The sequence below is a fragment of the Trichococcus sp. K1Tr genome (assembly GCF_028309625.1).
GTDB lineage: Bacteria > Bacillota > Bacilli > Lactobacillales > Aerococcaceae > Trichococcus.
The window spans coordinates 50,097-74,069 of sequence record NZ_JAQMHR010000004.1 but is presented as its reverse complement, the minus strand read 5'-3'; the positions used below and the strand labels follow the sequence as shown (position 1 = coordinate 74,069).

At 42.9% G+C, this 23,973-nt stretch carries 20 protein-coding genes and 1 tRNA gene; 3 read left to right on the top strand and 18 right to left on the bottom strand.

Annotation, left to right across the window (positions count from 1 at the left end):
* Positions 1 to 8: 8 nt before the first annotated feature.
* From PH235_RS08725 to PH235_RS08710, 4 genes are all read right to left on the bottom strand, one after another.
* Positions 9 to 908: a DUF4373 domain-containing protein gene (locus PH235_RS08725; RefSeq protein ID WP_272161966.1), complete on the bottom strand. Its 900-nt coding sequence runs from the start codon at positions 906 to 908 to the stop codon at positions 9 to 11.
* Between the two features lie 186 nt (positions 909 to 1,094).
* Entirely contained in the window at positions 1,095 to 1,232 is a 138-nt protein-coding gene (locus tag PH235_RS08720; protein ID WP_272161965.1) for a hypothetical protein, read from the bottom strand.
* A 206-nt stretch (positions 1,233 to 1,438) separates the two neighbouring features.
* The gene (locus tag PH235_RS08715; RefSeq protein WP_272161964.1) at positions 1,439 to 1,714 is read right to left on the bottom strand and encodes a helix-turn-helix domain-containing protein; all 276 of its coding nucleotides are present in this window, start codon (positions 1,712 to 1,714) and stop codon (positions 1,439 to 1,441) included.
* 14 nt (positions 1,715 to 1,728) lie between these two features.
* Positions 1,729 to 1,920 carry a hypothetical protein gene (locus PH235_RS08710; RefSeq protein ID WP_272161963.1) on the bottom strand — a complete coding sequence of 64 codons (192 nt, stop codon included), beginning with the start codon at positions 1,918 to 1,920 and terminating at the stop codon, positions 1,729 to 1,731.
* Positions 1,921 to 2,072: 152 nt separating this feature from the next.
* On the opposite strand from PH235_RS08710, the gene PH235_RS08705 reads away from it, so the two are divergent.
* Positions 2,073 to 2,672 carry a helix-turn-helix domain-containing protein gene (locus tag PH235_RS08705; RefSeq protein WP_272161962.1) on the top strand — a complete coding sequence of 200 codons (600 nt, stop codon included), beginning with the start codon at positions 2,073 to 2,075 and terminating at the stop codon, positions 2,670 to 2,672.
* Between the two features lie 63 nt (positions 2,673 to 2,735).
* A complete protein-coding gene (locus PH235_RS08700) occupies positions 2,736 to 3,890 on the top strand; it encodes a site-specific integrase (protein WP_272161961.1) in 1,155 nt (384 codons plus the stop codon).
* Positions 3,891 to 4,004: 114 nt separating this feature from the next.
* On the opposite strand, the gene PH235_RS08695 is transcribed toward PH235_RS08700, so the two are convergent.
* From PH235_RS08695 to dnaA, 14 genes are all read right to left on the bottom strand, one after another.
* A tRNA-Lys gene (locus PH235_RS08695) sits at positions 4,005 to 4,077 on the bottom strand.
* Between the two features lie 134 nt (positions 4,078 to 4,211).
* On the bottom strand, positions 4,212 to 5,507 hold the full coding sequence (locus PH235_RS08690) for an adenylosuccinate synthase (RefSeq protein WP_272161960.1): 1,296 nt from the start codon (positions 5,505 to 5,507) through the stop codon (positions 4,212 to 4,214).
* Positions 5,508 to 5,626: 119 nt separating this feature from the next.
* Positions 5,627 to 6,994, bottom strand: coding sequence for a replicative DNA helicase (gene dnaB / locus PH235_RS08685; RefSeq protein ID WP_086628724.1), 1,368 nt, complete (start codon positions 6,992 to 6,994; stop codon positions 5,627 to 5,629).
* 280 nt (positions 6,995 to 7,274) lie between these two features.
* Positions 7,275 to 7,724, bottom strand: coding sequence for a 50S ribosomal protein L9 (gene rplI, locus PH235_RS08680; protein WP_272161959.1), 450 nt, complete (start codon positions 7,722 to 7,724; stop codon positions 7,275 to 7,277).
* 3 nt (positions 7,725 to 7,727) lie between these two features.
* On the bottom strand, positions 7,728 to 9,746 hold the full coding sequence (locus PH235_RS08675) for a DHH family phosphoesterase (protein WP_086628722.1): 2,019 nt from the start codon (positions 9,744 to 9,746) through the stop codon (positions 7,728 to 7,730).
* A 3,095-nt stretch (positions 9,747 to 12,841) separates the two neighbouring features.
* Positions 12,842 to 13,084, bottom strand: a complete 243-nt coding sequence (gene rpsR / locus PH235_RS08670) for a 30S ribosomal protein S18 (RefSeq protein WP_068562133.1) — start codon at positions 13,082 to 13,084, stop codon at positions 12,842 to 12,844.
* Between the two features lie 43 nt (positions 13,085 to 13,127).
* A complete protein-coding gene (gene ssb / locus PH235_RS08665; protein ID WP_086628720.1) occupies positions 13,128 to 13,679 on the bottom strand; it encodes a single-stranded DNA-binding protein in 552 nt (183 codons plus the stop codon).
* A 38-nt stretch (positions 13,680 to 13,717) separates the two neighbouring features.
* Positions 13,718 to 14,011, bottom strand: a complete 294-nt coding sequence (rpsF, locus tag PH235_RS08660) for a 30S ribosomal protein S6 (RefSeq protein WP_086628719.1) — start codon at positions 14,009 to 14,011, stop codon at positions 13,718 to 13,720.
* A 215-nt stretch (positions 14,012 to 14,226) separates the two neighbouring features.
* Positions 14,227 to 16,818: a DNA gyrase subunit A gene (gene gyrA, locus PH235_RS08655; RefSeq protein ID WP_272162078.1), complete on the bottom strand. Its 2,592-nt coding sequence runs from the start codon at positions 16,816 to 16,818 to the stop codon at positions 14,227 to 14,229.
* Positions 16,819 to 16,872: 54 nt separating this feature from the next.
* Complete coding sequence (gene gyrB, locus PH235_RS08650; RefSeq protein ID WP_272161958.1) at positions 16,873 to 18,810, bottom strand: DNA topoisomerase (ATP-hydrolyzing) subunit B; 1,938 nt, start codon at positions 18,808 to 18,810, stop codon at positions 16,873 to 16,875.
* A 4-nt stretch (positions 18,811 to 18,814) separates the two neighbouring features.
* Complete coding sequence (gene recF, locus PH235_RS08645) at positions 18,815 to 19,936, bottom strand: DNA replication/repair protein RecF (protein ID WP_086628716.1); 1,122 nt, start codon at positions 19,934 to 19,936, stop codon at positions 18,815 to 18,817.
* Complete coding sequence (gene yaaA, locus PH235_RS08640; protein ID WP_272161956.1) at positions 19,933 to 20,199, bottom strand: S4 domain-containing protein YaaA; 267 nt, start codon at positions 20,197 to 20,199, stop codon at positions 19,933 to 19,935. The genes recF and yaaA overlap by 4 nt, the downstream gene beginning before the upstream one ends.
* Before the next feature lie 363 nt (positions 20,200 to 20,562).
* The gene (dnaN, locus tag PH235_RS08635; RefSeq protein ID WP_272161955.1) at positions 20,563 to 21,714 is read right to left on the bottom strand and encodes a DNA polymerase III subunit beta; all 1,152 of its coding nucleotides are present in this window, start codon (positions 21,712 to 21,714) and stop codon (positions 20,563 to 20,565) included.
* A 177-nt stretch (positions 21,715 to 21,891) separates the two neighbouring features.
* Complete coding sequence (dnaA, locus tag PH235_RS08630; protein WP_068562126.1) at positions 21,892 to 23,223, bottom strand: chromosomal replication initiator protein DnaA; 1,332 nt, start codon at positions 23,221 to 23,223, stop codon at positions 21,892 to 21,894.
* 570 nt (positions 23,224 to 23,793) lie between these two features.
* Between dnaA and rpmH the strand changes: the two genes are divergently transcribed.
* On the top strand, positions 23,794 to 23,928 hold the full coding sequence (rpmH, locus tag PH235_RS08625) for a 50S ribosomal protein L34 (protein WP_072763781.1): 135 nt from the start codon (positions 23,794 to 23,796) through the stop codon (positions 23,926 to 23,928).
* Positions 23,929 to 23,973 lie beyond the last annotated feature (45 nt).

Here is a 23,973-nt window from a genome sequence, read left to right as displayed (position 1 = left end):
TTACCTCCTCAAAATGGCAATTCCCTTTCATCAACTGGTTTGTCCAGATAACTATCCGCCCTTGCTTTCGCAATTTCTTCAATGCGCATAATTTCTTTATCATCTTCCGGCTTCTGGTACGGGGATGTTTGATATTCATCCTCCCACCGCTCTTTTTGAAACCATCGGCCGCCGTCCATGGGCTTCTTCCAAGGGTTAGCTTTCAAATCCCGCAGATAGTTTTCAATGCCTTTTTTGATAATATCCGGATCCGTTCCCTTGCCCATCTCTTTATTAAAAACTGCAAGAGCTTCCTTCCGCATGGTTTTCTTCGGATACAGCTTCCAAATTTCCTGGAAACATTCTTCAATCGAATCTTGATTCGATGTAGCACCCTTTATTTTTCTTTTCTTTTCTTTTATTTTATTTACTTTACTTTGTGTACCAGATTCTTGAATAACCGGGGTTATTTCCTGAATAACTTCAGTTTTCCCTTGAATAATGCTCTCTATGGTCATTGAGGGACACATGTCTTTCAATTCTCGCTCGTTTATGAGGAGGTACTCACGGTACACAACACCACGTTTTCGCTTTCCCACGGCAATGAAAAATCTATTCTGAATGCCTTCACTAGTCAGTATTTTGTATTCAGAAAATAGTTTTTCATGGAATAACTCATATTTAATGCAATCGAGCACTATGTTATTCAATGTATTAACTTCTATTCCCACACGTTTAGCTAATAAAATTTGTTCCTTTTCTTCCCATGGATAGTAATAGCCGGAACTGTATATTTTCATGTATAACTTGATCACCGTTGCGAATCCTATCGGACCATAAAGCCCCTCTATCAACTGGATTTTATCGGCATAATCGGCATCTACATCTAATGGGAAATAGGATAAGCCGTTTTTTATGGGTCGAGCCACACGATTCACCTCCTACCTACTCTTGAAAAGTTTGCATATTACTGTATCTTCAACCCGCACAACGACTTCATTTTTAATTTTTTCTCTATATATTTACTATTTTCATGTATAATAGAAATAAAGAAGCCGTTTCATCCTTCTTATATCGTCTGCCTTGTGTCGAGTTTGCCGCTCAAGAATACAAGGCTATTTTTTTGCACATTTTTCAATCAGCTTAACCAATGGTACAAGATTGTTGTGCAAAACATGTTGCGCCAGGAGTGATTCAGGAAATTTATATAAATTTCCCTTAACACGCTGTAAAGTTTCTTCTTGTTTGTTCAATATTTCCCCTCCTTTTCTGTTGGAATTGAATTTTATTCATCACCTCCCTTCAGGTTCAAGTTTTATACAACCGCAACCCGATTTATTTAAAACCCAGTCAAGCCAATTTTTAAAAGCTATTTATCAATAAAAACATACTTTCCACTCAGAAAAGCACTCAACTCGTATTCCCTTTTGGCGTTTTTTTACGCTGCCTGCGCTTGCGGTTATTTTTCATGCTTCGCTAAAAAGGCATTTAAGTTGTCCCGATTTATAAATTTTTTTTGCCCTACTACCGAAACCGGTAGGCCCATTCTGATCCATGAGGAGACGGTGTTGGCCGATACGTTCATTAGAGATTGGATATCCTTGATGGTCATCCAATCTTTACTTATCATTACACGCTTTACCGCCTCATCAATTGCTTGTGTTGCCGCGTTCAGAATCATTATCTTCAGTTCGTCCTGCAGCGTGTCGGGTAGTGGTATTTTTAACTCTGCCATACTTGTCCTCCTCTCTATGTGTTTTGTTTAGCCGCTGCTGCATTGATTGCCTTCATCACTTCATCTTCTTTATCAGAAGAAAGCGGTAATCTAAGCCACCGGACTAAAGCCACATCAGAAATTCCTAGTTCAACCGCCACTTGCCACTGATAAAGATTCTTCTCCTTCATCAGAGTTCTAATTTCCTGATTCGCTTGTTTCCTCATAATTATTACCTCCCTTCTAAATATCGCTTAAACTGCGATATTTTTTCATGACTTCATGTTATCATTTTAATTGTGATATCGCAAGTAATAATACTTTTTATTGTTTTTGTATTAATATCACTTTTTCTGTGATATTATATAGATGAATTTAAATGAAAGGTTGGGATGTCATGAATGAAATTCATTTTGCTAATTATCTTAGGGAAATTAGGAAGAAGAAAAAGATGACTATGGTAGAACTATCAAAGGTTACCGGTGTTTCACAATCATATCTATCTCAGCTTGAAAATGGTAAAAGCCTTCCGACTGATTCAATTGTAAGTAAATTATTAAGCGGGCTAACCGATTCGATAGCTGAACAAGATGAAATAAAAAAAGAGATGAATAATCGGATTTTATTAGATGAAAGTAGTAAAACCTTAAGCGATTTGGAAGCAAAAAGCAGCCAACTAACTGAAGGAAATATTCTACTTTCTAAGTTGACGAGTCAAGCAAATGCTATTTCCGAATGGAATGGGAAGTTAGACACAGCCAATAAAACTGTCAACTTAAATAACGTTCTTAATTACTTCAAAAAAAATGAAGAAGTGCAGACTACTATTGAAAAATCATTGTCCGGAAAGTTTTTAGGTCCTGAAGTAGATATTAGAAAGATTGCAATCGAGTTAGATGGACAACCACTATCTAATGAAGAAGTGAAAGCATTGGAGTACCTTGTAATTGGAATTCAAAAAAATAGAAACAAAAAATAATATAATGTCGGGTTTCCCGGCACCTCTTGAAAACCGCTGCCTGCGTTGGAAAGAGGAAATAATATGGCTAATAAAATTACAAAATACAAGAAAAAAGATGGTAAAACCTACTACAAAATTAAAGCCTATCTGGGCATGAACCCGGAAACGGGAACGGAAATAAACGTAACCCGTCAGGGATTCGCATCCAAAAAAGAGGCTGAGCTTGCCTTGTCGCGCTTGAAGGTTGAATTTGAAGAGCGAGGCTACCAGAAAGCCAACTATAATACGTTTGCGGAACTCTATGAGCTATGGTTCGATGTGGCTTACAAGGATACTGTAAAGGAAAGCACCTACGTTAAAACACAAGAGTTATTCAAGCATCACATCTTGCCAGCTTTTGGCCACTTGAGAGCCGAAAAAATTACGGTTACTTTCTGTCAAAAAAAGGTCAATGAGTGGTGCAATTCCTTAGCAAAATACAGAATCATGAAGAATTACGTTACCAGGGTATTGGATTATGCGATTTCTTTAGATTTGATCCGTGAGAATCCTATGCGTAAAATCATTATGCCCAAACGTAAAGAAATAGTTGATGGGGAAAAAGTTGAAAACTTCTACAATAAAGAAGAGCTTCAGAACTTCCTGAGTTGCATCAAAGAGGACGGTTATATGCGGTGGTATGCACTATTTCGCTTACTGGCCTTCACTGGATTCCGTAAAGGTGAAGCATTAGCCTTACAATGGAAGGATATAGATTTTGTAAGGGGTACAGTTACCGTGAATAAAACACTGGCTAGGGGAGAAAATAATAGTCTGATTATTCAAACACCAAAAACAAAAACTAGTGTGCGTACCATTGCCATTGATGAAGTTACCCTGAAAATTCTTAAAGAATGGCGCAAAGAACAATCCAAAGAATATTTGAAACTTGGCTTTAATACTATGGCTCCTACGCAAGTGGTATTTACCACCTACAAAAATGAGTATATGCAGCATGCCACCGTCACCAATCGGATTAATAAAATCATCAAGAAGCATGATTTGAAAACTATCACGGTTCATGGGTTACGGCATACTCATTGCAGCTTATTGTTTGAGGCTGGTCTACCGATCCAGGAAGTGAAAGAGCGTTTAGGCCACTCGGACATTAAAACAACCATGAATATTTATACCCATGTCACCAAAAAAGCCAAAGAAAAAAGCGCCGAAAAATTCGCCGCCTACGTTGGTTTTTAACGTGTATTTATCTATTCTGAGTGCTTTTCTGAGTGAAAAAAAAAAAAAGAGCCTTGGGACATATCAGGAATCGCTCTCCATCAATGTTTCCAAGGCTTCTAAAATAATAATGTATGGGTAATGAGGGGTTTGAACCCCCGACCCGCTGATTAAGAGTCAGCTGCTCTACCAACTGAGCTAATTACCCCTATCACGTGCTGATCACGTAATAAATATTATTTTACTCTCCTTTTCAATAAAATGCAATTACTTCACGAAAAAAAGAGTCCACTTCCGGATAGTATCTCCGGATGCGGACTCTTTTTTATATTCATTACTGTCTTAGATAGTTGCCCAAACGTTTTCCAATACGTTCGTTTGGTTGCGGTCAGGTCCCACTGAGAAAGTGGAAATGCGAACGCCAACTGTTTCTTGAACGCGACGGACATAGTTGCGTGCATTTTCAGGAAGTTCTTCCAATGTGCGGCAACCAGTGATGTCTTCGCTCCAGCCTGGCAGTTCTTCATAAACAGGCGTACACTGAGCCAATTCCTTCAAGCTTGCTGGATAATGGTAAATCAATTCACCTTCAGCGTTTTTGTAGGCAGTACAGATTTTAACTGTTTCCAAGCCGCTCAAAACATCGATTGAGTTCAAGCATAGGTTAGTGATGCCTGAAACGCGTTTTGAATGACGCATAACAACTGCGTCGAACCAGCCGATACGGCGCGGTCTGCCAGTCGTTGTGCCGTATTCACGACCGACTTCGCGGATTTGGCTTCCTACTTCATCGAACAATTCAGTTGGGAACGGGCCATCGCCGACACGGGAAGTGTAAGCCTTGCAGACACCGACAACTTTATCGATCTTGGTAGGGCCCACACCGCTACCGATGGTTACGCCACCAGCAACCGGGTTGGAAGAAGTAACGAATGGATAAGTACCTTGGTCGATATCCAGCATAACCCCTTGTGCGCCTTCAAATAGGACACGTTTGCCTGCATCCAATACATCGTTCAAGATAACGGATGTATCACAAACATATTTTTTGAGTTCTTGACCATATTGGTAATACTCTTCAAAAATATCTTCGAATTTGATTTCTACAGAATCGAACATTTTTGTGAACTGACGATTCTTTTCTTCCAAGTTGATCTTCAGGCGCTCTTCAAAGATCTCTTTGTCCAACAAATCAGCTACACGGATACCGACACGCGCTGCTTTATCCATGTAAGCTGGCCCGATACCTTTGATCGTCGTACCGATTTTGTTTTCGCCTTTTGAATCTTCCTGAAGCTGATCCAATTGAATATGATAAGGCAAAATGACGTGGGCACGGTCGGAAATACGTAGGTTATCCGTGTTGATGCCGTGATCTTTCAAATATGCCAATTCTTTGATCAATGATTTCGGATTCACTACTACGCCGTTTCCGATTACACTGATTTTTTCTGGATAAAAAATGCCGGATGGAATTAAGTGCAATTTGTATGTAACGCCATCAAACTGGATTGTGTGGCCAGCATTGTCTCCGCCTTGATATCTAGCGATTACTTCTGCATTCTCACTAAGGAAATCTGTAATCTTCCCTTTACCTTCGTCTCCCCATTGAGTCCCAACAACTACTACTGAAGTCATTATTTACTCCACCTCATCTTATTTATTCATAACACTATGCTAGTTTACCAATATTACCTATGTCTTTCAATAAAGAATCAAATAAAAGCGCTCATTTCTGAACAATTTGTCCAATATCATCAACTAATTTCCGGCATATAGCTCATCGAAGAAAATTTATTGAATTCCTTTTTGAACAGGAGCTTTACGGTTCCCCGCGCCCCGCTCCGGTTTTTTTCGATGATGACCTCAACGACATTGTTCTCCTGCTCATCCCGTTCCGATTCTTCGCCGCCTTCACGTTCGTAATAATCATCACGGTACAGGAAAGCAACGATATCCGCATCCTGCTCGATCGATCCCGATTCACGGATATCGCTCAATACCGGACGCTTGTCTTGCCTTTGCTCCACGCCACGGGACAATTGGGAAAGGGCGATTACCGGTACTTTCAGTTCCTTCGCCAATTTCTTCAATTGACGCGAAATATCAGAAACTTCCTGTTGGCGGCTTTCGCGGTTATTCCCTTCAATCAGCTGCAGATAGTCGATCACGATGAGACCCAGTTTCCCCTGCTCCTGCAGCAAACGACGGCTTTTTGCCCTGATTTCCGCAATCCGGATCCCCGGCGTATCATCTATGAAGATCTTGGACTGCCCAAGCGTCCCCATCGCCATGATCAGGTTGGACCACTCATCTTCAGAAAGCTGCCCTGTCCTCAAGTGGCCGGCATCGATGTTCCCTTCCGCACACAGCATCCGGTTGACCAATGACTCCGCCCCCATCTCCAAACTGAAGATGGCGACTACCTGATCCGCCTTGGTTGCGACATTCTGCGCGATGTTCAACGCAAAAGCGGTCTTACCTACGGCCGGACGCGCTGCCAGAATGATCAGCTCTTCTTTCTGGAGGCCCGCCGTCATTTTGTCCAAGGCGATGTAGCCTGTTGGCACCCCTGTCACGTCGTCGCTTCGTTGAGCCAACGATTCGATGTTCTGCAGCGATGCCGAAACGACATCCGATATGCGGATGAAGCCGGATCGGTTTCTCCGTTCGGATACCTGAAGGATGTTCTGTTCGGCGCTGTCCAGCATGACGGCGAGTTCATCACCCTCTTCATAGCCTTTGCGGACGATTTCTGTAGCCGATCGGATCAGATTGCGCAAGATCGATTTCTCTTCCACTATCTTGGCGTAATATTCCACGTTGGCTGAAGTGGGTACCGCAACCGCCAATTCGGCCAAATACTCCATACCACCAGCATTTTCAAGCTGATTCTTCGTATCCAACTCATTCGAGATGGTGACGACGTCTATCGCTTCATTCCGATTGTTCAATTGCAAAATCGCATCAAAAATAATCTGATGATTTTTTCTGTAAAAATCAGATGATTCAAGGTATTCTAAAACATTCACAACCGTTTCAGGATCCAAAAAAATGGAACCCAGAACGGATTGCTCTGCTTCTATACTATGAGGGGGTATGCGATCTTGAAGTGTATCTTCCATTTTATATTTTCACCCTTTAGGTTTTTTCATTCGGACGAGGAAATCATTCCTGGCTACCTCGTCTTTTGCTTCCTTATTGTATCCTAAATCAGCCACATTTACAATTCAGAAATACGAACGTTCGTTCCCTTTTGTCAAAAATTCTGCTGGGGCTATCCGCCTTAATAAGGCTGTCAGATTTATTTTCTTCTATATTATAGGGGTTGCCTCAGTGATCCTCATAAACAAACGAAAAGACAGAGATCGGTATCCCTGTCTTTCGTTTGTATTTGGAAAATTATTACCCTTCCGTCACTTGGACAGTCAACATCGCTGTCACTTCCGGATGAATTTTTACGGGCATTTTTGTGAAACCCAATGCGCGGATAGGATTTTCTAATTCAATTTTTCGTTTATCCAATTTAACATTATGTTGCTTTTGCAATGCTTCAGCAACCTGTTTCGTTGTTATGGAACCGAACAAACGACCATCTTCGCCAATTTTTGCGGACAATTTGATGATTGATTCATCATTCTCCAGCAGTGCTTTCAATTCTTGGGCTGCTGCCAACTCCTCAGCCTGCTTCTTCTCTTCAGCCTTCTTTTGGCCTTTCAATGCGGAAATAGTACCGGCGTTCGCTTCTTCAGCCTTGCGGTTTTTGATCAGGAAATTAGCGTAGCCATCCGCAACATCTTTGACTTCCCCTTTTTTACCTTTACCTTTAACGTCTTCTAAAAAAACAACTTTCATTTATTATTCCCCTTCCTTGATTTTTTCTGGATTTATGACTGCTTTCAGTTTCTCAACAACTTCATGGACTGTCGTATTTTCAATCTGAGTAGCTGCATTGGATAAATGTCCGCCGCCGCCTAATTTTTCCATGACTGTCTGCACATTGTATTGACCCAGACTTCTGGCGCTGATTCCGACTCTGCCGTCCTGGCGTTTTGTGACGACAAATGAAGCATCTACCGCTTCCATCGACAACATCGTATCGGCTGTTTGAGCAGCGACGACCGTGTCATAGATTTTTTCATCTTCCCCATGGACGATTGCCAGGTTACCATTCACAAATTCCATTGTCTGCAACAAATGACTGCGCAACAGATAAGTATCCAAGTCCTCTTTCAGTGATTTCTGGATCAGTACGGTATCGGCCCCATTAGACTGCAGATAACTGGCAGCATCAAAAGTCCTTGATCCGGTTCTCAAACTGAAGTTGCGGGTATCGACGATAATCCCCGCCAACATAGCAGTTGCTTCTATCTTATTGATGGCATCCATCTCATTGGATTGATATTCGAACAACTCAGCGATCAATTCCGATGTGGAGGACGCATAAGGTTCCATATAGACCAAAACAGAATCTTTTGGAAACTCTTGTCCGCGTCTGTGATGATCCAAGACGACTATTTTTTTGGACAGATTCAACAGCCCGGGTGCCGGCGTCATGGATGGGCGATGGACATCGACCATCACGATAAGCGTCTGCGGCGTCACCAATGCCATTGCTTGCTCAGGCGATATGATCCGCTTCGCAATCAACGGATCTTTGTCTATCTCCTGCATGATCCGGTTCACATCATTGGAAAATTGTTGCGGATCCAATACTATCCAGGCTTCCCGATTGTTCATCTGAGAAATGCGGCGGATTCCTAAACAGGAACCGATGACGTCCATATCCGGGTAACTATGACCCATGATGATCACTTTATCGGCATGGATAATGAGCTCTTCCAAAGCCTGGCTGATCATTCTCGCACGGATACGGGTCCGTTTTTCCATTGGGTTCGTTTTACCGCCATAGAAACGGGCATCTTCATTTTCGGCCCTCACAACAACCTGATCGCCACCTCTTGCCAAGGCTAAATCAATATTCGACTGCGCCATTTTAGCGACTTCTTTAAAATTGGTTTGCTCAAAAGTTTTCTCATATGAGAAACCCATGCTCAATGTCAACGGAAAATTTTGCTTGTAGGTTCTTTCCCTTATTTGATTTATGATATCAAAATTGTTCTCTTCGATTTTCTTTAATGCTCGCATATTGGTCAATGCTATGAAGCGGTCATCATCCACTCGTTTCAGAAAGACATTATTCATGTTTGCCCAATTTGTGAGTTGATTCGTCAGATAGTTGTTTACATTCGATCGCTTACGATCGTTCATGGATTGAACAGCCTCATCATAATTGTCGACAATGATATTCCCAAAAACAAATTTTTCGTCTTTGTACTTCTCTTCAATTTTGGCATATTCTGTTATGTCCATCAAATAAATGACGCCAATATCCTCTTGAATGATCATATCAAAATAATGATCTCCCCATTTCACACGGCGTATCACATAATCCTGTGATTCTTTAAAAAGCTGATATAATTCTTCATCAACCACTTTCAGCTTTCTGCCCAGTGTATCTTTCTTGCCAAAATACTTTATTAAATATGGGTTCATCCATTGGATTTCTTCTTGCTTATTATATAGAAGTATCCCAATAGGCATTTTAATTAAAGCCTCTTGTTCACCTTTTTTGATTCGATAAGATAAGTCAGATATGTATTGATTTGTCTCATCAATCAAATACTCCGAAGAATAACTGATGAACCCAACAATTCCAACGCATAAGAGCGTAATTCCAATACCGATTTTCCAATCTGCAATGAAAGTCAAAACAACAATCACCAGCAATAAGAACACGATAATCAGGAAAGGAACCTTAATCTTGTCAGCCTTTATGAAGTGAGGAAGATTCTTTAACTTTTCCTTTATTTTCATGATAGCTCCTTTACTGAACCTACAATTTGCACTCGTACATTTTAACATATTCAGATAATAATAGCTATAATGCCCTTTCTGACGGGATTAGTTGACAACTCAACGTCAAATTGAATGTTTCACGTGAAACATTTCCTCTGGATAATGTTCGTATTCCGGAAAGCAGATTTTCTGTTCTCGAAAGGTTATTCATCTATTTAGGCATTGAAAAATGTAATTTCCTCAAAATATATATTTGGTCTATAATGGATGGTCCAAACGTTTCCACCGGTCCAGTCTTCATTACGCCATCGGCTGGATTGGATTATAATGCTGCATTTTGGAAGGGTAATTGATTTGGCCGCCGTGAAAATCTATCTCTCAAAATAGTTACCATTTTCGACCCGAATGTAATTATTATTATAGTTATCAGTTGGTTGCGATTTCCTCTACTATCCCCTTCAATAGTTCCACGTGGAACATTTATTGATTGCCCTCTTCAATTCATCTTCAAATCCTGTGTACGTTTATTTCTTAAACGATGTTCCACGTGGAACTTTTATGCTCGCTCATGTTGTCTTTTCGATTTGATCTCTTCTGTCGCTATTTTTTTCAGCATAACCTCGCTCTCTTTCAACTTATTATTCTGTTAGCTTTTTTACGGAAAACGATTTTTTTGGTGACTTCTATTACTATTTCACTAATAATTTGAATAATCTAGCTATACGATGTTTTCCTGTTTTTTCATATAATCTGCATAATCGATTTTCTTGCTTGAAAATGGATTTTCAGCCTCTCTATCTTCTCTCAATTTTCTTCCCCTGTAGCAGCTCCTGTTCTTGTGGATAACTCAAACCATCCCTAACCTTTTTAGTTATGCACATTTTTCGTCATTCGCCTGTGTATAACTAAATCAAATAGTACTTTATAGCCTTGATACAATAGGATTTCTGTCATAAAATGACTTTGTTGATAACTTATTATCCTGATACTATTTATGACACCTTTTTTGCTGTCGAATGCCTGTGGACATCCTGTGCATAAGTCTGGGAAGTTACTTCGAATTCTTTATGTCCGTCTGAACATTTGTTTGATTGATGTATTAATGAAATGATGCCCTTTATTTTGGATGAATTTACTATCATTTTAATGAAAACAGCTGAATTTTGAAAAAGTTCCCCTTATATCCGACATTTAGTCGTTCCTGCTCGTTTGCAAATACATAACCGAAGCCGGTTGACCTCAGTAAGAACCCTCTGTGGATAAAGTTCAGAAAAAAGTTTTCCACATCCTATTTTTTTGAATGTCCAATAAGTTCCGGAATCATCGTCATATTCTTTTGTGGATAATTGTAAAAAAATAATCAGCCTGTGTACAACTTTAAGATCCTTTCCAGTAACCTCAATTCTGCGTCTATGAAACCATCTCATTAATATAGTATGCAAAAGAGAGTCTTTTGCTCTTCCAGCACGTGACTTAAATTTTGATGCAGCGCAATCGCACAACCCTCTTATGGGGATGTACTGGTGTGAGGAGGCTTTCTCTTTCTCGTCTTTTAGAAGGTACAAATTACTCAATTCGTAGAAAAAGTATCCCTTAACTCGAGTAGTTTCGATTAGCCTGAGTGAATCATTGCTTGCTTATTTCTTGAAGAATTTTTGTTAATCCATGGTTGAACTTCGGTGGCATCGCAGGAATATACCATACCGTCTGAACGAAAACCTGCGACTGTGAAGCTGACATATTTCGAATAGTGTCGATCTATGCTTATCTTTGGATAGGATACCTGTCCTTACTGTAGAATTGCGTGTGCACTTTTTTCAGGCCGAGACCTGATCATCTGGATCCACTAATAAGTTCTACGGCTATGTATATATATGCACACCCGGCAACTTTTGGCTCACTAAAGTTTGATAGCTCCTGATGCTAAGGCCTCAGATTCTCTGCAATATATAATGGAAATAATCTGATTTCTTGGCGTATCCTTGTCTGTTTTATGGCGATTAAGATGAAAGGGGCGGTCTGTCGCTGCTTTATGTTGTCTGGTTTCGGTCTCGGGTATCCGCGTCTGATTTTAAATTTGTGTGAAGCGGGCTTATGCATTCCCCCCTTGATGCCGATTCACTATTTTTCTGGCTCATTCATTCTTGCTAATTTTTCCCATCCACCCACCTGCAGGCCTTATACCATTGTATCTATTTGCTGATCGGGATAACCACAGAACGGGTGATGGAAGGGAGGATCATACTTTTACTGGATTATATGTTTTAGGCATTCCCCGACAACTCATTTCTTCCTGCTTCCGGAAATTTTTTCTCTATGAATGAAGCGTACACGTCAAGCAATGGCATGGCATAGAACCGCAAATGATGCTCATTTAGCAATCCTACTTTTAATTATAGAGAGCGTTACTTCCTAAAAAATTTTTTGCAAAAACAATCAGGAACTTATTGTGCATCAAAACCAGCAGTAAAATGTTCCACGTGGAATATTTTACTGCTGGCGATTTTGCTTTGTTCAAATCGGCTAGATTTAAGCTTCTGACAGCATCTGCATTCTTGTATGAAGTATTTGCCCAAAGTCTAAGCCTAATTCGTTCTCACAGGGGTAGAATGACCCGATTCGAGCATTATAGTGCCTAGCCTTATACCTCGATGGAGAATATCCAGCCAGTGCACCAGCCAGCGGTTAAGGAAAAAATATGTAGGAGTCTTTCTGCTAACCTGAAGAGCAGGGGAGGGCATTTAGATGAAGCAGAATCCTTGGTGTTGAGTTTTCAACTCGGCTGTTCAGTGTACCCGAGATGGGCAACAAATTGTGGGAGAGCTTAGGGGAACGATCCAATCAGGCAGACGGATAAAAATAATGTATCCTTAGCTGATTTAGTGATGCCCGAAGGAGACATGAGAGGAGACACTCAGAAAGATGCAGCAAGCAGTTTGCTTCACCTGCGCATACGATCATTCAACAGAAACGGATAGGGCGCGTCCAAAAAAATTGTACCTGAAAGAGGGGAAAGGGGAGTGGGTGATACCGGGTGCGGTGTGTCCGTGTCCAATAAGTATTTTTGGGTACAAAAAAAGGAGCGCTCCTGGAAGGAAGCGACTCCCTTAATATTATTCTGCTAATGTAAATGGCATAAGAGCCATGATACGAGAACGTTTGATAGATACAGTCAAAGTTCTTTGATGTTTAGCGCATGTACCTGTTACACGACGAGGTAAAATTTTACCTTTTTCAGATATATAACGTTTCAATAAATCAGTCTCTTTGTAATCTACATGATCAATGTGGTTAGCACAGAAATAACAAACTTTCTTACGTTTGCGTCCGCCTCTGCTGTTACGTTGAAATGCCATGTCAATTCCTCCTTTTCCTAAACTAACCATTCTGTCCTAAAGACTAGAACGGTAAATCATCATCTGAAATGTCAATTGATTCTCCGTTTGATGAAAACGGATCAGCAGTTGAGTTAAAATCAGAAAAACCGTTTTGTTTCGGAGAAGAGTATTGATTATTATACTGTCCTTGGTTTTGGTTAGATTCAAAAGATTTGCTTGATCCGAAGTTTGCACTCGGAGCTGCTTGATTTGAAGAAGCTGCGCCAGTCTCTCTCGGTCTTTGTTCGGTAGTTGTTTTCGATTCCAACAATGTGAAATTATCTGCAACGACTTCAGTCACGTATACGCGCTGTCCTTGTTGATTATCATAATTCCTTGTTTGGATTCGGCCAGTGATACCGACTAAAGAGCCTTTACGAGTGAAATTCGCGAAATTCTCTGCAGATTTTCTCCAAATGACACAATTGATGAAGTCAGCTTCTCTTTCTCCTGCTTGGTTAGTAAACTGTCTGTTTACTGCAAGAGCGAAGGTTCCGACTGCTGTGCCGCTGGATGTATAGCGTAAATCAACATCTTTTGTAAGTCTGCCGACTAAGACAACATTATTAATCATTCATCTTACTCCTTTCAAAATGTTTCACGTGGAACACTTTACTTAGTTTCTACTTTAACAACGATGTGGCGAATGATATCGCTATTGATCTTTGCTAGACGGTCGAATTCGTCGATTGCTTTAGCATCTGAAGCAGAAATTTTCACGATATGGTAGATACCTTCACGAAAATCTTTGATTTCATAAGCTAAACGGCGTTTCGCCCAGTCTTTTGATTCAATAACTTCAGCGCCATTATCAGTTAAAATAGAATCGAAACGTGCGATCAATTCTGCTTTAGCTTCTTCTTCGATGTTAGGACGGATAATGTAGTTGATTTCGTAATTGCTCATTTGACTGTCACCTCCTTGTGGACTTTGGCCCTTACTTTTGTAAGAGCAAGGAGAGTACCTTTTCAGGATTACTCACATCTAAAGATTGTACCATATTCCATTTTTTATGGCAAGTCTTTTTTTCAGCCGCCTTGAAAGAGGGCGAACAAAAACGGAGGAAACCGCCCCAGGACAGTTTCCTCCGTTTTAACTCTATTAGCTTTAGTATCGAAGTTTTATTCTTCCGAATCTTCTTCATCCAACAGTTCATCTGCGAAATTACTCAATTTATCGGCTATTTCGGATGTTTCCGCTGTATCTGGTGTATTTGCCTGTTCAGTAGCATCAGCCACTTCTGAGGCGTTTTTTTCGCCTTCTGGAAGCAAGGCTGTATCCAGGGGAGCAACAGCTTCTTCATCCTCTTCGCGCTCAACTTTTGCCATTGTCGATACAATAGCTTCGCCATCAAGCTTGATCAAGCGTACGCCCAGAGTGGCACGGCCTGTTTGGGAAATGGCATCCGCATGGAAACGGATCATGACGCCTTTGTCCGTGATGATCATGATGTCTTCATCACCGGAGACAGTCGTCAAGCCTACCAATTTACCGTTTTTCTCAGTGATGTTGGCTGTTTTGACCCCTTTACCGCCGCGTCCTTTGATGGCATACTCATCGGCTGCCGTACGTTTGCCGTAACCATTTTCCGTGATGATCAGAACTTCCGACTCGTGTTTCAGCACATCCATGCCGACAACGTAGTCATCTCCTCTTAATTTCACGCCGCGGACACCGGTAGCGGTCCTGCCCATATCACGGACGTCCTTTTCATCAAAGCTTACGGAGTAGCCGAAGTGCGTTCCGATGATGATGTTCTGGTTGCCGTCAGTCAAGGATACTTTGATCAGCTCATCCTCATCCTTCAGATTGATTGCGCGCAGACCGCTTTGACGGATATTCTGGAATTCCGTAGCGGATGTCCGTTTGACGGTACCCATCCGCGTCGTGAAGAACAAGTAATCCCCGTCTTGCGGGCCGCCTTTGACGTTGATGATGGCTTGGATTTTTTCGTTGGCATCCAAGTTCAGCAAGTTGATGATCGGCAAACCTTTTGCCTGGCGGCCGTATTCAGGCACTTCATAGCCTTTTGTTTTGTATACTTTCCCTTGGTTCGAGAAGTACAACAACACATCGTGCGTCGATGCCGAAATCAGTGTTTCGATGAAATCATCATCATGGATGCCCATGCCTTGGACACCGCGTCCGCCGCGTTTTTGGGCTCTGAATTCGCTGTTTGGCAAACGTTTGATGTAGCCGTTATGAGTCAAAGTCAGGACGATGTCTTCCTCTTCGATCAAGTCTTCATCCTCAAGCGACAATACTTCTCCGACCAAAAGTTCCGTGCGGCGTTTGTCGCCGAATTTTTCTTGGATTTCAAGTAATTCCGTATAGATGATGTCGAAGACACGCTGCTCATTCGCTAAAATATCAGTCAAATCAGCAATCAAAGCCATCAGTGCATCATATTCCGCTTCAACTTTTTCTCTTTCCAAACCGGTCAGACGCACCAAACGCATATCCAAAATGGCTTGCGCTTGTTTGTCGGAAAGGCCGTATTTGTCGATGAAGATTTGTTTGGCTGCATCGCCATTGGTTGAACCGCGCAGAATCGCTACGATTTCATCGATATGATCCAAAGCGATCCGCAAGCCGGCCAAGATATGCGCACGGGCTTCCGCTTTTCGTTTGTCGAATGCGGCTCTTCTGCGGATGACTTCTTCTTGGTGTTCCAGGTAGTGGACCAGAATCTGCTTGAGTCCCAGCACTTTCGGGATGCCTTTTACGATCGCCAGCATATTGAAGCCGAATGAGGATTGGAGCGGCGTCAATTTGTACAGATTATTCAGAATGACGCCGGCGCTGACATCTTTGCGGACATCGATGACAACACGCATGCCGTCGCGGTCGGACTCATCCGCCAAGTCGGTTATGCCTTCGATCCGTTTGTCGCGGGCCAATTCAGCAATCCGTTCGACCAATTTCGCTTTGTTGACCATGTAAGGCAATTCCGAAATGATGATGCGTTCTTTGCCGTTTTTCAGGATTTCGACTTCTACACGTCCGCGGACAATGATGGAGCCTTTGCCCGTTTCATAAGCTTTTCTGATCCCTGATTTGCCCATGACGATACCGCCTGTAGGGAAATCGGGGCCGGGAACGGCCTCCATCAAATCGGCAGTCGTCGCCTCCGGATCATTCATCAGAATATGCAGGGCGGAAATGACTTCCGTCAGGTTGTGCGGCGGGATATTTGTCGCCATCCCAACAGCGATACCGGAAGCACCATTCACCAGCAGGTTAGGGAAGCGGGCTGGCAATACATCCGGCTCAGTTTCGGAACCGTCATAGTTGTCGTGGTAATCGACTGTATCTTTGTTGAGGTCGCGCAGCATTTCCAAGGCGATTTTTGACATCCGGGCTTCGGTGTAACGCATTGCTGCGGCGCTGTCTCCATCAATGGAGCCGAAGTTTCCGTGTCCATCGACCAACGGATAACGGTAACTGAAATCCTGGGACATACGCACCATGGATTCATAGATGGCACTGTCACCGTGGGGATGGTACTTACCCATTACGTCCCCGACGATACGTGCGGATTTTTTGTGTGCTTTATCAGGCGTAACGCCCAGTTCGCTCATGCCGTAAAGAATCCGGCGATGGACCGGCTTGAGTCCGTCACGGACGTCAGGCAAAGCCCTGGCTACGATAACGCTCATGGCATATTCCAGGAATGAAGTTTCCATTTCATGGCTTAATTCCCTTTGTTCCATGGCTTGATCATTTACTTTTTCAATTTCATCAGACATTTAATTTCCAACCCCCTTTTAGATATCCAAGTTCTTCACGTAAACCGCATTTTCTTCGATGAAGTTCCTTCTTGGTTCTACATGATCCCCCATAAGCATATTCAATGTTTCGTCAGCTTTGACGGCGTCATCGACGGTCACCTGCAGGAAGTGACGGTTTTCAGGGTTCATGGTCGTATCCCATAATTGTTCCGCATCCATTTCTCCAAGCCCTTTATAGCGTTGGATGCTTGGTTTTGGCGAGTCAGGGATGGATGCCAAGTACTCTTCCAGCTCCTGATCGGTATCGAGATACTTCTCTTTTTTGCCTTGCTTAACTTGATACAAAGGTGGTTGTGCGATATACACATATCCTGCTTCAACCAAAGGACGCATGTAGCGATAGAAAAGCGTCAACAGCAACGTACGGATGTGGGCACCATCGACATCGGCATCGGTCATGATGACCAATTTATGATAGCGCGCTTTGGAAACATCGAAGTCTCCGCCGAAGCCGGTCCCCATCGCCGTAAACAGCGAACGGATCTCTTCATTGGCGAGGATTTTGTCGATGGATGCTTTTTCTACATTCAAAATCTTCCCTCGGATCGGCAGGATTGCCTGGAAGAAACGGGAGCGGCCTTGTTTTGCCGAACCTCCGGCTGAGTCTCCTTCGACGATGAATATTTCGGATTCTGCTGGATTTTTGCTGGAGCAATCGGCCAATTTACCGGGCAGATTACTGATTTCCAATCCACTCTTCTTGCGGGTCACTTCACGGGCTCTTTTGGCTGCTAAACGTGCGCGGGCAGCCAACATACCTTTTTCGACAATCTGACGGGCGACTTGCGGGTTTTCCATCAGGAATTTATCAAAGTACGCTGAAAAAAGTCGGTCGGTGATGGTACGCGCTTCTGAATTGCCCAATTTTGTCTTGGTCTGTCCTTCGAACTGCGGATCCGGGTGCTTGATGGAGAGGACAAGGGTAAGGCCTTCACGCACATCTTCCCCGGTCAGATTCTCTTCATTTTCCTTGATGATCTTATTGCGTTTCGCATAGTCATTGATGACACGGGTCAAAGCGGTCTTTGCACCGGATTCGTGGGTTCCGCCTTCGTAAGTATGGATATTATTGGCGAAACTCAGAAAGTTTGTATGATAGCCATCCGTATATTGCATCGCTACTTCAACTTGAATATCGTCCTGCTCGCCTTCGATGTAGATGGGTTCTTCGAAAATGACTTTTTTGTTGCGGTTCAGGAATTCGACGTAACTCTTGATTCCGCCTTCGTAATAATATTCTTGTTCCATAGGTTCTTCTGGGCGTTTATCCGCGATGGAAATGTTCAATCCTTTGTTCAAGAAAGCCAATTCCCTGACACGTACCGCCAGTTTTTCAAAATCAAAGACAATCGTTTCCTTGAAAATTTCCGGATCAGGCAGGAAACGGACCTCCGTACCATGCTTATCGGTATCTCCTGTGATGGTCAAATCGGATGTGATGTCTCCGCGTACGAACGTTTGGGTGTAAATTTTATTGTTTTTATAAACGTTTACGGTCAATTCAGAAGACAAGGCATTCACGACCGAAGCACCAACACCATGGAGACCACCTGAAACTTTGTAGCCTCCACCGCCGAATTTGCCGCCTGCATGAAGAACAGTGAAGACAGTTTCTACAGCGGGGCGGCCAGTCTTCGCTTGGATATCGACTGGAATACCACGGCCATTATCGGTTACAGTTACGCTGTTGTCTTTTTCGATTATTATTTCAATTTTTGTCGCAAAGCCGGCTAGCGCTTCATCGATGGAATTATCCACGATTTCCCAGACCAAATGGTGCAGACCCGCGCCACTGGTGGAGCCGATGTACATCCCAGGACGTTTGCGGACTGCTTCCAGTCCTTCCAGGACCTGGATCTGACTGGCATCGTATTCTTTTGCTCGTTCAGCTTTGTTCATTTCGTTTTCTGCCATTCTGTTACACACCTTCCATTTCTACTTCACCGTTTTTTATATGGTAGATAGTCGGTTCGTCTATCTTATTCTTTTTTATGCCATCCAAACTGGTTGTCGTCAAAAAGGTCTGGACCTTCTTCTCGATCGCTTTCAGCAGATGGGTCTGGCGTTCATCATCCAATTCGGACAGGACATCATCCAGCAACAGGATCGGATACTCCCCCAGGACCTCATTCATGCATTCGATCTCCGCCAATTTGAGACTGAGGACAGTCGTTCTTTGCTGCCCTTGAGAGCCGTAGTTTTGGACATTGCGCCCGTTCACCTGAAAAATCAGGTCATCGCGGTGCGGACCGAAAAGGGTGACCGCCTGATCTCTTTCCCGGCTTTTCCCTTGGCGGAACGCTTCCATCAGTTTCAAAAAAAGAGCGTCCTTATCCATCTCATCAGACAACTCGATGTTGGACTTGTAGGCGATCGTCAGTTCTTCCCGCTCCAAAGAAATCTCTTTGTGCAGCGGTTGGGCCCAGGCTTCCAATTTTTTGATGAACTGCAGACGGTAGACCAACAGATCGGCACCCAAAATGGCCAATTGCTCAGTCAGCACATCCAAATAGACTTCATCCTTGGCTTTACCGGTCACCAACTGCTTCAAATAAAGATTCCGTTGCTTCAGTATCCGCTGATATTGCACAAGATCATGCAGGTAGACCGGATTCATCTGGCCCAGCTCCATATCCAGGAATTTTCTGCGGTTGGCAGGCGCACCCTTGACTAAATTCAAGTCTTCCGGGGCGAACAGCACGACGTTCAGTTGGCCGATGTATTGGCTCAGCTTTTTTTGTTCCAGGTGATTGACTTTGGCAATCTTGCCTTTTTTGGAAAAAATGATTTCCAAAGGGAACGTAGAAACCCTTTTTTGGATTTTGCCGGTTATCTTGGCGGAATCTTCTTGCCAACGGATCATTTCTTTTTCGTTTGACGTGCGCGGACTCCTTGCCAAAGCCAATGCATAGATTGCTTCCATGAGATTGGTTTTGCCTTGCGCATTCTCACCCAAAAAGACATTGATGCCATCTGAAAAGGACACGGAAAGAGACGGATAATTCCGAAAATTTTGCAGCGTCACTTCTTTCAGGATCATGCTTCGGACTCACGGTTGTCTTGCTCAGCCTCTTCTTTATCCGATTTTGTTGACTGGATGAAGAAAGTGCCTTCACCAGGGATGTCGATCATCGTACCGGGAAATAATTTGCGGCCTCTGCGGTCTTCTTTTTCGTTGTCTACATACACCACATATTCTGAAAGGAACCATTTGGCCATACCGCCGCTGGAAATCAGATTGACATGTTTCAGTAGTTGACCAAGAGTAATGAACTCTGCATCAATATTCACAATATTTTTCAAGAAATTCACCTATTTTCCAATAAAATAAGCGTGGAAAATAAAATCCACGCAATGATGCTAATTAATATGTTTATTATACTATTTTTTTTGATCAATTTCAAATTTTCGCGAAAAAAAAGGCCCTTATTTCAATTTTTTCCGAAAACAATACAAATTAGCTATATCCAAACGAAAGCGTCTATAGGCTTATAAATTTAAAATTCGCGTTTTTCGGTCATTTTATCTTTAGCTGAACAAACGGAGCGGATGCGGACTTTCTTCCTATGGAAAAAACGGCTGGTCCGAGCGCTTTCATTTTTAGATAAGCAAAAAGCAAGAAAACGATCGGATCGTCTCCTTGCTTTTTGGATTATATCTTTCGGATCAATAGGTCCTTACAGGCGTGATCAGTTGGATGAACGAATTATCGTTATCGTCTTCACGATCCGCCGGCACGACCGTGAATGGGCGTACAGCCGAAGTGAAATTGACTTGGACATCCTGTTGGCCGAATGTGCGCAGCGCATCCTTCATGTAATCAGGATTGAAGGAAATGATCAGCGGATCGCCACTGGCGGACTCATAAGCCAAGGATTCTTCCACATTGCCGACTTCAGGAGAGTTTCCAGATAACTCGACTTTGTTTGCATCGATGGACAGTTTGACGACGTTGTTTTTTCCTTCATGCGAAAGCAGGGAGGCACGGTCGGTAGCCTGCAGCAAATCATAGGCATTCAAGACGATCTGTGTGCTGGAGCTGGCCGGAATCAAACGGTTTGTATCCGGATAGTAGCCTTCCAGCAAGCGCGAGTAGAAATAAACATTTTCGGCTTTGAAAAGGACTTGGTTCTCCGTGATCATCATTTCGATGGTCGCTTGATTCTCAACGATCCGTGAGAGCTCCACCAAGCTTTTTCCGGGAATGATGACATTGTAGGTTTTTTCTAGCTGTGATTCCGGAGCCGCGATCGAGATGACGCGCTGGCTTAAACGATGGCTGTCCGTAGCGACAGCTGTCAATTTCCCATTTTGGATGGTCATGTTCACCCCAGTCAAGATCGGACGGCTTTCCTGTGTCGATGTTGCGATTACCGTATGCTGGATCACTTGTTTGAATAAAGCAGTCGGTAAGGTGATGACTTCATTCGAATCGATGACCGGGAAATTCGGATAGTTGTTTACATCGATTCCGTTGATGGTGAAAGATGCTTTTGCAGAAGTGATGTTTGTCTGGAAATGATCTTTGACTTCAATCGTGATTTTTTCATCAGCTAATTTTTTTACGATTTCGCTGAAGAAACGAGCCGGCAGGACAATGCCGCCTTGTGAGTGGATTTCGATCTGGTTATTCTCTTCCGACACAGGAATCAGCGTTTCGATGGAAATATCCGAGTCGCTTCCGCTCAATACGATCCCATTTTCATCAGCACTGATTTTTACCCCTGTCAAAATAGGGATTGTTGTTCTGCTGGAAATAGCTCTTTGTACGTCAGATAAGTGTTTGATCAAAACCTGACGATTAATGGAAAATTTCATAATAAGGGACCTCCGATGGTTATTAATATAAATTAAATAATATTAGTAATAGTAGTAGGGCCTGTTCATACTGTGGATAAGTGAAAGATGCTGACAAAACCAATAGTTTTCCACCTGTGGATAACGTGTTCGTAAATGCCGTCTTATTTATTGGCTTATCCACAATGCGCGAGAGGATCATTTTTTCAGACTGTTTTGGATCGTCTCGATTTCGCGTTGCAGAACAGGGTCTTTTTTTACGGAAAGGGCAATCTTGTCATGGGCGTGAATGACGGTTGTGTGATCCTTGCCGCCGAATTCGGAACCGATTTTCGGCAAGGAATTGTCCGTCATCACCCGGGAAAGATACATGGCGATTTGTCTTGGCACCACAATCCCTTTGGTGCGCTTCTTGCCTTTCAATTCCTCGACGGTCACATGGTAATATTTCCCTACCGCTTGCTGGATGGCATAGATGGATAAAGCTTTTGGTTTTTCGGAAGGCATGATGCTCTTCAGAGCGTCCGCTGCCAGACTGGTGGTGATGTCGGTCCCTTGTATCGCTGAATAGGCTTGTACCCGGACGAGGGCGCCTTCCAATTCCCGGATGTTGGAATCTATCTGCCCTGCGATGTAGCTGAGGGTGTCATCGGGAATTTCCAGGCGCTCGCTGTTGGCTTTTTTGCGCAGAATGGCGATGCGCGTCTCCAGATCGGGCGGCGTGATATCAACCGATAAGCCCCAAGCAAAACGGGAGACAAGCCGTTCCTGCAGTTTAGGGATTTCGTTCGGCAAGCGATCGCTCGTCAGCACAATCTGTTTGCGTTCATCGTAAAGCGCATTGAAAGTATGGAAGAACTCTTCCTGCGTTCCTTCTTTGTCGGCAAAAAATTGAATATCATCGACCATCAGTAAGTCGACGCTGCGGTATTCATTACGGAATTGCTCCTGCGTCCGATTCTGGATGGAGTTGATGAAATCATTGGCGAACGTTTCGCTGCTGACGTATTTTACCCGTGCGGTTGGCCGCAGTTGCAGCATTTGATGGCCGATGGCGTGCATCAAATGGGTCTTGCCTAAGCCGACGCCTCCATAGAAGAAGAGCGGGTTGTAGATTGTGCCGGGTTCCTCCGCCACGACGAGGGCGGCAGCGTGAGCCATCTGGTTTCCTTTTCCTATAACAAAGGTGTCAAAGGTATACTTGCTGTTCAGTTGGGCATCCTTAAAGAGACGATTGTTGTTGGTGCGTTTGATGGTCGGTTTTGCAATATCAGGCATTTCCTCATTCTTGATCATAAAAATGGGAGTCAGTTCTTTGCCGCTGAATTCATAGATGCCTTCGACAATTCTGCTCATCAAATTATTTTGCCAATAATCTTTATGTAAAGAAGAGGGAACTTCGATGATGATATTCGTATCAGTCAGTCGGACCGGGACTGCGCTGTCTATCCAAGTATCGTAGCTGACTTTGGACAGTGATTCTTGAAATTTTTCTTGCAGATAACGCCATAATGAATAGATGTCATCCAAATGGGACACCTCCTTTTAGTGAGTCCTTTTTATTTTAGCATTATATCAAAAAGTTTTCCACAACTCTTTTCAGCTGTGAATAAAACAATCAACCGGTGTATAAATAGTTGTCCACAGGCTTGGAGAGGGTGTGGACAAACTTTGTAGGCAAAGCAGTTGTCCACGGTCCGTTGTGGAGTAGTTTGTTTTCGAAACGTTGATTGTTACAACGTTTGATACACTTTTACACAGGTTTTTCAGGTGGGGTTTCGGGAGAAGTACACACGCTGTATGAATGTGGATAAATCGGGTCGAAGGTGTTAGCGATCAAGGGGGCTGCAGGAGTTATCCCGTGGCATTGTGTATTAAAAAAAAGGTTGTGGATAATTTTATTTTGATGAGAATCAAATTTTTTTCAAGAAAGGTGTTTTATCTTTTAATGTTTTGTGCTATTATATCTCAGTGAGTTCAATAAAATGAACCAATTTTACTTGACAGGTCACATTCTGTCTCTTTATAATGTTAATGGACTGTCTAAACAGTGAAATATAACCTATTTGAAAGATAGTTTATCAGGAGGTGTAAAGATCAATGAAAAGAACATACCAACCTAAAAAACGTCACCGTCAATCCGTTCATGGTTTCCGTAAACGTATGAGCACAAAAAACGGCCGTAGAGTATTAGCAAGAAGACGCGCTAAAGGCAGAAAAGTTATCTCTGCATAGATCACTGACCGTTTCAGTGGTCTTTTTTTTTAAGTATTTCGAAAA

What these genes read in the sequence shown, in the direction of transcription:
- rpsF (WP_086628719.1), bottom strand. Translation starts at nt 14,011, where the DNA reads ATGAGCAATTACGAAATCAACTACATTATCCGTCCTAACATCGAAGAA.
- rpmH (WP_072763781.1), top strand. Translation starts at nt 23,794, where the DNA reads ATGAAAAGAACATACCAACCTAAAAAACGTCACCGTCAATCCGTTCAT.
- PH235_RS08690 (WP_272161960.1), bottom strand. Translation starts at nt 5,507, where the DNA reads ATGACTTCAGTAGTAGTTGTTGGGACTCAATGGGGAGACGAAGGTAAA.
- gyrA (WP_272162078.1), bottom strand. Translation starts at nt 16,818, where the DNA reads ATGGAACAAAGGGAATTAAGCCATGAAATGGAAACTTCATTCCTGGAA.
- ssb (WP_086628720.1), bottom strand. Translation starts at nt 13,679, where the DNA reads ATGATTAATAATGTTGTCTTAGTCGGCAGACTTACAAAAGATGTTGAT.
- gyrB (WP_272161958.1), bottom strand. Translation starts at nt 18,810, where the DNA reads ATGGCAGAAAACGAAATGAACAAAGCTGAACGAGCAAAAGAATACGAT.
- PH235_RS08705 (WP_272161962.1), top strand. Translation starts at nt 2,073, where the DNA reads ATGAAAGGTTGGGATGTCATGAATGAAATTCATTTTGCTAATTATCTT.
- dnaN (WP_272161955.1), bottom strand. Translation starts at nt 21,714, where the DNA reads ATGAAATTTTCCATTAATCGTCAGGTTTTGATCAAACACTTATCTGAC.
- recF (WP_086628716.1), bottom strand. Translation starts at nt 19,936, where the DNA reads ATGATCCTGAAAGAAGTGACGCTGCAAAATTTTCGGAATTATCCGTCT.
- PH235_RS08715 (WP_272161964.1), bottom strand. Translation starts at nt 1,714, where the DNA reads ATGGCAGAGTTAAAAATACCACTACCCGACACGCTGCAGGACGAACTG.
- rplI (WP_272161959.1), bottom strand. Translation starts at nt 7,724, where the DNA reads ATGAAAGTTGTTTTTTTAGAAGACGTTAAAGGTAAAGGTAAAAAAGGG.
- PH235_RS08710 (WP_272161963.1), bottom strand. Translation starts at nt 1,920, where the DNA reads ATGAGGAAACAAGCGAATCAGGAAATTAGAACTCTGATGAAGGAGAAG.
- PH235_RS08700 (WP_272161961.1), top strand. Translation starts at nt 2,736, where the DNA reads ATGGCTAATAAAATTACAAAATACAAGAAAAAAGATGGTAAAACCTAC.
- dnaB (WP_086628724.1), bottom strand. Translation starts at nt 6,994, where the DNA reads ATGGAAGATACACTTCAAGATCGCATACCCCCTCATAGTATAGAAGCA.
- rpsR (WP_068562133.1), bottom strand. Translation starts at nt 13,084, where the DNA reads ATGGCATTTCAACGTAACAGCAGAGGCGGACGCAAACGTAAGAAAGTT.
- PH235_RS08675 (WP_086628722.1), bottom strand. Translation starts at nt 9,746, where the DNA reads ATGAAAATAAAGGAAAAGTTAAAGAATCTTCCTCACTTCATAAAGGCT.